A 1,852-nucleotide genomic window follows, 5' to 3' on the forward strand; every position below is an offset into this window, starting at 1 on the left:
TTTAGAGACCGGCGCACGGGTGCGTAACGCGTATGCAATCTACCTTTTACAGAGGGATAGCCCAGAGAAATTTGGATTAATACCTCATAGCATAGCAGCTTCGCATGAAGCCACTATTAAAGTCACAACGGTAAAAGATGAGCATGCGTCCCATTAGCTAGTTGGTAAGGTAACGGCTTACCAAGGCTACGATGGGTAGGGGTCCTGAGAGGGAGATCCCCCACACTGGTACTGAGACACGGACCAGACTCCTACGGGAGGCAGCAGTGAGGAATATTGGACAATGGGCGCAAGCCTGATCCAGCCATGCCGCGTGCAGGATGACGGTCCTATGGATTGTAAACTGCTTTTATACGAGAAGAAACACTACTTCGTGAAGTAGCTTGACGGTATCGTAAGAATAAGGATCGGCTAACTCCGTGCCAGCAGCCGCGGTAATACGGAGGATCCAAGCGTTATCCGGAATCATTGGGTTTAAAGGGTCCGTAGGCGGTTTAATAAGTCAGTGGTGAAAGCCCATCGCTCAACGGTGGAACGGCCATTGATACTGTTAGACTTGAATTATTAGGAAGTAACTAGAATATGTAGTGTAGCGGTGAAATGCTTAGAGATTACATGGAATACCAATTGCGAAGGCAGGTTACTACTAATGGATTGACGCTGATGGACGAAAGCGTGGGTAGCGAACAGGATTAGATACCCTGGTAGTCCACGCCGTAAACGATGGATACTAGCTGTTGGGAGCAATCTCAGTGGCTAAGCGAAAGTGATAAGTATCCCACCTGGGGAGTACGTTCGCAAGAATGAAACTCAAAGGAATTGACGGGGGCCCGCACAAGCGGTGGAGCATGTGGTTTAATTCGATGATACGCGAGGAACCTTACCAAGGCTTAAATGTAGATTGACCGGTTTGGAAACAGATCTTTCGCAAGACAATTTACAAGGTGCTGCATGGTTGTCGTCAGCTCGTGCCGTGAGGTGTCAGGTTAAGTCCTATAACGAGCGCAACCCCTGTTGTTAGTTGCCAGCGAGTCAWGTCGGGAACTCTAACAAGACTGCCAGTGCAAACTGTGAGGAAGGTGGGGATGACGTCAAATCATCACGGCCCTTACGCCTTGGGCTACACACGTGCTACAATGGCCGGTACAGAGAGCAGCCACTGGGCGACCAGGAGCGAATCTATAAAACCGGTCACAGTTCGGATCGGAGTCTGCAACTCGACTCCGTGAAGCTGGAATCGCTAGTAATCGGATATCAGCCATGATCCGGTGAATACGTTCCCGGGCCTTGTACACACCGCCCGTCAAGCCATGGAAGCTGGGGGTGCCTGAAGTCGGTGACCGCAAGGAGCTGCCTAGGGTAAAACTGGTAACTAGGGCTAAGTCGTAACAAGGTAGCCGTACCGGAAGGTGCGGCTGGAACACCTCCTTTCTAGAGCCCCAATTGTTAGTAGTAATACACGATGGGGAAAAAAGATGATTATCTTGAAAGTTCTGAATCACAARATTCAATTACTCTTGCTGTTAGTTCAAATAATAAATTTTAAGTAAAACAGAGTCTCGTAGCTCAGCTGGTTAGAGTACTACACTGATAATGTAGGGGTCGGCAGTTCGAGTCTGCCCGGGACTACTTTTTAAATTGTGAATTATAAATTATGAATTGTAAATTATAAAACACAGCCAAAAAAGACTGTACGCTTAAAAAAAAAGGAAATTTTAGAAGTTGAGCATTTATGAGCATTCATAACTCATAATTCATAACTCATCATTTAAAAATGGGGGATTAGCTCAGCTGGCTAGAGCGCCTGCCTTGCACGCAGGAGGTCAACGGTTCGACTCCGTTATTCTCCACT

At 47.5% G+C, this 1,852-nt stretch carries 2 tRNA genes and 1 rRNA gene (1 of these 3 only partly in view); all 3 read left to right on the forward strand.

Annotated elements, in window-relative coordinates:
- A 16S ribosomal RNA gene (locus tag ASC72_RS12120) occupies positions 1-1,431 on the forward strand; it begins 146 nt to the left of the window's first position.
- Between the two features lie 124 nt (positions 1,432-1,555).
- Positions 1,556-1,629: transfer RNA gene (locus ASC72_RS12125), tRNA-Ile, on the forward strand.
- A gap of 147 nt (positions 1,630-1,776) precedes the next feature.
- Positions 1,777-1,850 (forward strand) — tRNA-Ala (locus ASC72_RS12130).
- Positions 1,851-1,852 lie beyond the last annotated feature (2 nt).

Source organism: Flavobacterium sp. Root420 (assembly GCF_001427905.1).
In the GTDB taxonomy this organism is placed as follows: domain Bacteria; phylum Bacteroidota; class Bacteroidia; order Flavobacteriales; family Flavobacteriaceae; genus Flavobacterium.